Raw genomic sequence first — 7,671 nt, 5'->3', positions numbered from 1 at the left:
TTGACTACCTAGCGGAGCAGTTGTTCCCAGTCACCGTCCACGCCGGTGAGGCGGACGGCATCGAGTCAATCAAAGATGCAATTGTCTCGGGTAGAGCGTTGCGCCTGGGTCACGGAGTTCGGATCATCGAGGACGTCATGTTCTCGCGCACCGAGGGAGACACCGACCTGGTGGTCCTTGGCGAAGTGGCCGAGTGGGTTCACGATCGTCAAATCGCCTTAGAGCTTTCGCCATCTTCGAATCTGCAGACCGGGGCCATCTCGATGCTGGGCGACCAGTTCTCTGATCACCCATTTGACATCTTGTATGACCTCGGCTTCAAAGTCACGGTCAATACCGATAACCGCTTGATGTCCAACACCTCCCTTACCCGTGAAATTGAACTTCTGATGACAACTTTTGGATACGGCCTTGCCGACATCGAGCAATTCCAGCTAAACGCAGCAGAGGCTAGCTTCCAGGCACTCGAAGATCGCGAAGAGCTAATCGACATGATCAGCGACGGCTTCGCCAAAGCCTAATGAGCACACTCTCCGATTCTTTTGGTGAAGGTGCGATCCTCATCAAGGAATCGGTATTTGACCGGAATCAGGCAATCACTATTGCCGGTGATCTATTGGTCGCAAGCCAAAGAGTCAAGCCAGAGTACGTCGACTCAATGCTTGAGGCGATAGATAAATTTGGTCCATATATAGTTATTGCCCCCGGTATTGCTCTGGCTCACGGCAAACCAAGCGAAGCCGTTGTGGCCACTGGACTTAGTCTTTTGATTATTCGTGAACCAGTCGAGTTCAAGCATTCGCAAAATGACCCAGTGCAGTTGGTATTTGGTCTCGCTGCAACCGACCACGACTCGCATATAGAGGTGATGGCTAACCTCGCTGAGTTTTTGTCAGATTCCAAACATGTTAATTCCTTGCTAACTTGTTCCAACATTGGGCAAATCCGAGCCTTGATTGCCTAAGTTGTTGGCACAATAGCCAAGTGAAGATTATTGCTGTTTGTGGAATGGGTATTGGCACCTCGGTGCTCCTAAAAATCAACGCCGAGAAAGTACTGAAGATGCTTGATATAGAGGCAACTGTCGAAGCGGCGGATATGTCAACAGCGAGGAAGGCATCTTTCGATGCCCAAATTATTCTCACCACCCCAGAGCTTGTCGAGTCACTTCGTGGAGTAAACGCAGAGATTATTTCGATCGACCACTTCTTTGACCTAGAGGAGCTAAGCACCAAGCTGTCTAAGGCACTTCTCTAAGAATCTATAGACTCTAGCCATGGTGCTTCCAAACCCCGGTCAGACCGACAGAACAGCAATCAACCGGTTGAAAAAGCGCACGGTTGAAGACCGTGACGAGATGTATGAAATCTTGGACTCCACAATTTTGTGTCACGTCGGGTATGTCGAGAACGGACAACCATTTGTTCTTCCCTACGCCTTCGCCAGAGACGGCGACCGCATTTTGATTCACGGATCCTCCGGAGCCAGGTTCATGAGAGAACTAGCCAAGGGCATCCCAACCTGTGTGACCGTCACCAAGCTCGATGGCATGGTCGTGGCAAGAACAACATTTGACTCAAGCATGAACTACCGAAGCGTTGTGATTCTCGGTGCGGCCGAAGAAATAAATGGACCTGAGAAAAATGCACTTTTGGAAAAGGTAAGCAATGGATTACTACCTGGAAGAGTCAGCGAAGTTCGAACCTCAACAGCAAAAGAACTTGCCGCAACAACACTGCTCTCACTTTCTTTGGACGAAGCTTCAGTCAAGGTCAGAACCGGAATGCCGGAAGACGGCGAGGGTTCTGGAACTGGAGTTTGGTCAGGAGTTATTCCTGTGCACCTGGTTGCCGATGAGCCAATTCCTGGCGATGAAGAATCGGCTGGGCTAGAGGTTCCACAAAGTGTTATCGCTTATGTAAAAAACCCGAAGGCTTAGTCCAGTACCTTCGCCATCGCTTCACGAAGTTCCTCAAGCAAAGCCTGCGAGTTTTCTCGAGTGTCGCCAATCGCCTGAAGGTAGCACTTGAGTTTTGGTTCGGTTCCGGAGGGTCGAACAATCACCCTTCGGCCATCCGCCAAATCAAATTGAATGGCGTCGGTTCCGGGATACTCTCCCCATCCATTGGCAAAGTCAGTAAATGCAACGCCCTGCCCGGCAAGTTCAGTCAGGGGAGTAGCGCGCAGCCTGGTCATCAGGTTTTCAATAATCGAAAGATCTTTCACTCGGAAAGAAATTTGTCCGGTTGCAAAATAACCGTAACGCTCCGCAAGGTTTTCTAACTGATCACCGATGGTGTATCCCTGGGTGGCCAAAGTAGTGGCGATATCTGCAACAACCAGTGCTGCCGATAAACCATCCTTGTCTTTTACCCGCTTGGAATCTACGCAGTAGCCGAGGGCTTCTTCGTAGCCAAAGATAAGGTCAGGCACTCGACCGACCCATTTGAAGCCGGTGAGGGTTTGGCTAAAGCCAAGACCGTAGTGCTCGGCGACTTTTCCAATTGCCGAAGATGAAACTATCGAGCAGGCCAGTGAACCCGTTCGGCCCTCACGCTTGGCTCGGCCAGCTAATTCCTCAGCCAGAAGAAGTCCCAGTTCATCTCCGGTTAGCTGGACATAGCCACCCTTGGAATCGCGGTACGCAACGCAAAGTCTGTCGGCATCTGGATCGTTTGCCATTACAAGGTCAGCACTGGAAGCTTTGGCTGTCTCCATCGATAGATCCATGGCGCCCGGTTCCTCGGGGTTTGGGAAGGCAACGGTCGGGAAAGATCCATCCGGTGCCTGCTGGGCCTTTACTTGAATCAGCGGATCCATTCCCGAAATATCAAAAATCTTCTCAATGAACTCCGAGCCAACGCCATGCATGGCTGAGTAAACAATCTTTATTGGCTTTCGGTCGGAGTGTCGATTTAACAGACCGCTGACTCCCTGGAGGTAGTCCACCGAGATTTGCTTGGGAACTGCTGAGTAGTCGTTCAATCTTGCAAGATCGGAAACCAATTCCTGATTGGCAAACTTGTCTATTTCCGCGGCAATCAGAGCATCCATCGGGGGAATAATTTGAGACCCGGTGTGATCAAAAACTTTGTACCCGTTATCAGCCGGCGGGTTGTGGGAGGCAGTGACCATAACTCCCGCTGAGCAACCGAGCTCGCGAACAGCGAAGGCAACCATCGGAGTGGCAACCAGTGAATCGAAAAGGTAGGCCCGAACTCCAAGACCGGTGAGAATCTCTGCGGAGTCTTTTGCAAAAACGTGGGAGTTTTTTCTGGCGTCGAATCCAATCACGCAACTTGGGTCATCAAAGTTTGCCTTCAGGTATCTGGCTATTCCAATCGCCGCTTGAGCCACCAGAACCCGGTTCATTCGGTTAGGTCCGGCCCCGAGTTCACCTCGAAGGCCGGCAGTTCCAAAACCCAGGCGTGATCCAAATCGATCCGCGAGACCTTCCTGGTTTCCTTCAGAAATTAGTGCCTCAAGCTCAGCTCGGGTTTCTGGATCTGGGTCTTGCGCTTGCCAGCTCTTGGCTTGAGCAATTAGCTTTGCTAGTTCGGTCATAGCTTCTCGATTATTGAGGCCAAAAGGGCACTAATTCTTGGTTCAGCCTCCCGGCCCGCTTCCAAAACTTCAGCGTGGGAAAGGGGAGTCTTTTGAACCCCGGCTGCCAGATTTGTCATTAGAGAAAAACCTAGGATCTCCATTCCCGCTTCGCGGGCGGCGATGGCCTCGAGGGCGGTCGACATTCCGACCAGGTGGCCGCCCATGTGCTTCACCATCTGAACCTCGGCCGGAGTTTCATAATGGGGTCCGCGGAACTGGGCATAGATGCCCTCATCTAATGAACTATCAACACCTTTAGCGATCTCGCGAAGACGCTTGGAATAAAGGTCCGTTAGGTCAATAAAGGTCGCACCCTCGAGTGGACTATCGGCGGTTAGGTTGATGTGGTCGCTGATCAAAACCGGGGTTCCCGGCTTCCAAGTTTCCTTTATGCCACCGCAACCGTTTGTGAGGATCATGATCTTGGCTCCGGTTGCAGCAGCGGTTCTTACTCCGTGCACCACGCGGCGAACCCCGTGGCCTTCGTAGTAGTGGGTCCTTGCACCCAGCACCAGAGCGTGCTTGCCGCTTGGAAGCTTTATCGAACGAATGGTTGCAACGTGACCTTCAACAACCGGTGCCGAGAAACCGATGATGTCCTTGGCAGGAACTGTTGCAACGGTCTCACCAATTAGATCAGCCGCTTTAGCCCAGCCGGATCCCAACGTCAGGGCAATATCGTGATGAGCAACTCCGGTTGCCTCGTGAATCTGGTGGGCAGCCTGTTTGGCTACTTCAAACGGGTTATTGGCCATTATTTCCAAGGGGTTAGTCATGGATGTGAGTCTAGCTCCAAGCAAGGTGATAGATATAGGGCACAATTAGCCCGTGAACCCTAACAACTCAACCCACCACATCGTAATTATCGGAGGAGGACCAGGCGGATATGAGGCAGCTTTAGCTGGCCGCAAGCTTGGAGCCCAGGTCACACTAATTGAGCGCCAGGGCATCGGTGGATCGGCTGTTCTAACAGATGTTGTTCCGTCCAAAACCTTGATAGCAACTGCAACAGCCGCAGAAGCCATTCGCACCGCATCGTCGTTGGGAATCAATGTCGCAATCCAAGAAGGCGCAGCCCTGGTGGATCTGAAATCGGTAAATCAACGGCTAATGGATCTTGCCGGGGCTCAGTCTAAGGAGATGATGCAGAAACTCTCCGACGCCGGAGTTAGGATCATCAACGGCATTGGCAAACTAGATGGCAACCACGCAGTAATTGCCGAGGCCCCAGGACAAAAACCCGAGCGGCTAGAAGCCAAAACAATCGTTCTGGCGGTAGGAGCCAGACCCAGAACTCTTCCCTCCTCGGAGCCCGACGGCGAAAGAATTCTCACCTGGACCCAGCTTTATAACTTGACCGAATTACCCGAGCACATGATTGTGGTCGGCTCCGGTGTCACCGGTGCAGAATTTGCATCCGCTTACCTGAGTCTTGGAAGCAAGGTAACGCTGGTTTCCAGTCGGGATTTTGTTCTACCCGGGGAAGATTTGGACGCAGCTGTTTTGATCGAGGAGGTCTTTCGCAGCCGAGGTATGAACATCTTGAAAAAGACCCGTGCCGACAAGGTCGAAAAAACCCCAGACGGCGTCAAGGTCACCTTGCAAGACGGAACAGTTGTTGAGGGCTCGCATTGCCTGATGGCGGTTGGCTCCATCCCAAATACAGAAAACCTAGGACTTGCAGAAGCCGGAGTGCTAACAAAAGAATCTGGTCACGTCATCGCGAACCGAGTGGCCAGAACCTCAAGGGCGAACGTCTACGCGGTTGGCGACTGCACCGATTTCTATCCGCTGGCATCGGTGGCTTCGATGCAAGGTCGCACCGCGGTGTTTCACACCATGGGAGACATTGCTACCCCTACCCAAAAGCGCAACATTGCATCCAACGTGTTCACATCCCCCGAGATCGCCTCGGTTGGATGGTCAGAATCTGATCTCAAGGAAGGTCTTACCCAGGGGCACATCCAGAAGATTCTTCTCGCAACTAACCCAAGGGCCAAGATGCAGGGAATCAAGGAGGGCTTCATAAAGCTCTTTGCCAGGACCGGCTCCGGAACAGTTCTCGGTGGAGTTGTGGTTGGACCGAGCGCCTCGGAACTCATTTATCCAATCGCCATAGCTGTTGAAAATCGGCTAACGGTTGATGAACTCGCTCGCACCTACACGGTGTATCCATCGCTTACCGGAACAATTACCGATGCGGCCAGGAGCCTTTACACGCCAAACATGGATTAAATCTTGGGACTATTTCTCAAACTCCACTAGAACCGTTCCAGAGGCGATTGTTTCGCCGACTGAAACCCTAATGGCCGAAATCACGCCATCTCTGGACGAGGTGATGGACTGCTCCATCTTCATGGCCTCAAGAACCAGCACCTGATCACCTTCAATAACCTTGTCGCCAACGCTTACCGCCAACTTCACAACCGTTGCCTGCATCGGCGCCTTTATTGAAGTTGCCGTTGCTCCCGCCGAGGCGTGGTGGGCGGAAATTTTTCTTTTCGGCGCGCGCCCGGCGGTTTGAGATCCGGTTCCCGAGTGTAGGAAGCGGGCGGGAATGCTAACCTCCACGCGCTTTCCCTCAACTTCAACCACAACGGTATTTCTGGTCACCGGGTCAACATCTAGTTGGTCTGCTGTACCACCCCAGGGCTCCAGGGTGTTTTTCCACTCGGTCTCAATCCAGCGGGTATAGACGCCAAATTTTCCATCGCTTGCAGCAAAGGCGGGATCGTTAACAATCTTTCGGTGGAATGGAATCACGGTTGGAAGACCCAGAACTTCCATTTCGGCTAGCGCTCTTCGGGATCTCTCGAGCGCCTCGGTCCGGTCTTTGCCCGATACGATCAGCTTCGCAATCATCGAGTCAAAGTTTCCGGAGATTACATCGCCGGACTCCACTCCGCTATCTACCCTTACCCCCGGGCCACTCGGAGCCTTGAAAACGTGAACCGAACCTGGAGAGGGCATGAAGTTTCTACCTGGGTCTTCACCGTTAATTCGAAATTCGAAACTGTGCCCGGAAACTTTCGGGTCTGGGTAATCAAGTACGCCGCCCTCGGCGATTCGGAACTGTTCCCTGACCAGGTCAAGACCGGTGACTTCTTCTGAGACCGGGTGCTCAACCTGCAACCTGGTGTTCACCTCAAGAAATGAAATGGTGCCGTCTTGGGCAACTAGAAACTCGCAAGTTCCGGCACCCAGGTAACCAACTTCCTTCAAGATGGCTTTCGAGGATTCGTAAAGTTTCTTATTTTGATCCTCGGTCAAAAAAGGAGCTGGAGCTTCCTCAACGAGTTTCTGGTGTCTTCGCTGCAAAGAGCAGTCGCGTGTGGAGACCACCACCACATTTCCCTTTGAGTCGGCTAGGCACTGGGTCTCAACGTGGCGAGGTTTCTCTAGGTATTTTTCAACGAAGCATTCGCCACGGCCAAAGGCCGCAATGGCCTCACGGGTGGCTGATTCAAAAAGTTCTTCAACTTCTGATTCTTGGTAGGCGACCTTGATGCCGCGGCCGCCGCCGCCGTAAGCTGCCTTAATTGCAACCGGAAGTCCGTGCTTCTTAACAAAGTCCAAAACTTCTTTAGCATCGGCCACCGGATTTAAGGTTCCGGGTGCCAGCGGGGCGCCAACTTTTTCAGCAACGTGGCGGGCCGAAACTTTATCGCCCAATCTCTCGATGGCTTCAGGCGATGGACCGATCCAGGTAAGTCCCGCAGCTATTACCGCTCTGGCAAAGTCGGCATTCTCGGCGAGAAATCCATAGCCCGGATGAACGCAGTCGCAGCCGCTTCGCTTAGCGATGGACATGAGTTTTTCAATCACCAGATAGGTCTCGGCCGAGGTTATGCCGTTTAGGGCGTAGGCCTCATCGGCCACCTTGACGTGCAGGCTGTCTCGATCTTGGTCGGCGTAGACCGCTACCGATAATCTCCCGGAGTCTTTGGCGGCCCTTGCGATGCGAACGGCGATCTCACCGCGGTTTGCGATGAGGACTTTCCGGAGCGGTCCTGCCATAAGACAAAAGCCTATTGGGAGAAACAGGGGCCACCTTGGCAGTTAGCT

At 52.7% G+C, this 7,671-nt stretch carries 8 protein-coding genes; 5 read left to right on the top strand and 3 right to left on the bottom strand.

The window, feature by feature from the left end; genetic code table 11:
- The 4 genes from WAO31_RS04670 to WAO31_RS04655 form a co-directional block, all read left to right on the top strand.
- Nucleotides 1-521, top strand: a 521-nt coding sequence (locus WAO31_RS04670) for an adenosine deaminase family protein (RefSeq protein ID WP_509590839.1), incomplete at its 5' end; no start/stop codon positions are given.
- On the top strand, nucleotides 521-964 hold the full coding sequence (locus tag WAO31_RS04665) for a PTS sugar transporter subunit IIA (RefSeq protein ID WP_509590836.1): 444 nt from the start codon (nucleotides 521-523) through the stop codon (nucleotides 962-964). The genes WAO31_RS04670 and WAO31_RS04665, both read left to right, overlap by 1 nt.
- 20 nt (nucleotides 965-984) lie before the next feature.
- Nucleotides 985-1,257, top strand: coding sequence for a PTS sugar transporter subunit IIB (locus tag WAO31_RS04660; protein WP_509590833.1), 273 nt, complete (start codon nucleotides 985-987; stop codon nucleotides 1,255-1,257).
- Nucleotides 1,258-1,276: 19 nt separating this feature from the next.
- Nucleotides 1,277-1,939: a pyridoxamine 5'-phosphate oxidase family protein gene (locus tag WAO31_RS04655; RefSeq protein ID WP_509590830.1), complete on the top strand. Its 663-nt coding sequence runs from the start codon at nucleotides 1,277-1,279 to the stop codon at nucleotides 1,937-1,939.
- Here the strand turns inward: WAO31_RS04655 and WAO31_RS04650 are convergent.
- Together WAO31_RS04650 and WAO31_RS04645 are read right to left on the bottom strand one after the other, a co-directional pair.
- Nucleotides 1,936-3,564: a phospho-sugar mutase gene (locus WAO31_RS04650; RefSeq protein ID WP_509590827.1), complete on the bottom strand. Its 1,629-nt coding sequence runs from the start codon at nucleotides 3,562-3,564 to the stop codon at nucleotides 1,936-1,938. The genes WAO31_RS04655 and WAO31_RS04650 overlap by 4 nt on opposite strands.
- Complete coding sequence (locus WAO31_RS04645; protein ID WP_509590824.1) at nucleotides 3,561-4,382, bottom strand: purine-nucleoside phosphorylase; 822 nt, start codon at nucleotides 4,380-4,382, stop codon at nucleotides 3,561-3,563. Before WAO31_RS04645 ends, WAO31_RS04650 begins: the two co-directional genes overlap by 4 nt.
- A gap of 52 nt (nucleotides 4,383-4,434) precedes the next feature.
- Between WAO31_RS04645 and WAO31_RS04640 the strand changes: the two genes are divergently transcribed.
- Entirely contained in the window at nucleotides 4,435-5,841 is a 1,407-nt protein-coding gene (locus WAO31_RS04640) for an NAD(P)H-quinone dehydrogenase (protein WP_509590821.1), read from the top strand.
- 9 nt (nucleotides 5,842-5,850) lie between these two features.
- On the opposite strand, the gene WAO31_RS04635 is transcribed toward WAO31_RS04640, so the two are convergent.
- Nucleotides 5,851-7,623, bottom strand: a complete 1,773-nt coding sequence (locus WAO31_RS04635; protein ID WP_509590818.1) for an acetyl/propionyl/methylcrotonyl-CoA carboxylase subunit alpha — start codon at nucleotides 7,621-7,623, stop codon at nucleotides 5,851-5,853.
- Nucleotides 7,624-7,671 lie beyond the last annotated feature (48 nt).

The sequence above is a fragment of the Rhodoluna sp. genome (genome assembly GCF_049276775.1).
GTDB lineage: Bacteria > Actinomycetota > Actinomycetes > Actinomycetales > Microbacteriaceae > Rhodoluna.
This window is presented reverse-complemented; position numbering and strand designations above follow the sequence as displayed.

Excerpts from the sequence above, each read along its gene's own strand:
- WAO31_RS04645 (WP_509590824.1), bottom strand. The coding sequence starts at position 4,382 with ATGACTAACCCCTTGGAAATAATGGCCAATAACCCGTTTGAAGTAGCC.
- WAO31_RS04655 (WP_509590830.1), top strand. The coding sequence starts at position 1,277 with ATGGTGCTTCCAAACCCCGGTCAGACCGACAGAACAGCAATCAACCGG.
- WAO31_RS04665 (WP_509590836.1), top strand. The coding sequence starts at position 521 with ATGAGCACACTCTCCGATTCTTTTGGTGAAGGTGCGATCCTCATCAAG.
- WAO31_RS04635 (WP_509590818.1), bottom strand. The coding sequence starts at position 7,623 with ATGGCAGGACCGCTCCGGAAAGTCCTCATCGCAAACCGCGGTGAGATC.
- WAO31_RS04650 (WP_509590827.1), bottom strand. The coding sequence starts at position 3,564 with ATGACCGAACTAGCAAAGCTAATTGCTCAAGCCAAGAGCTGGCAAGCG.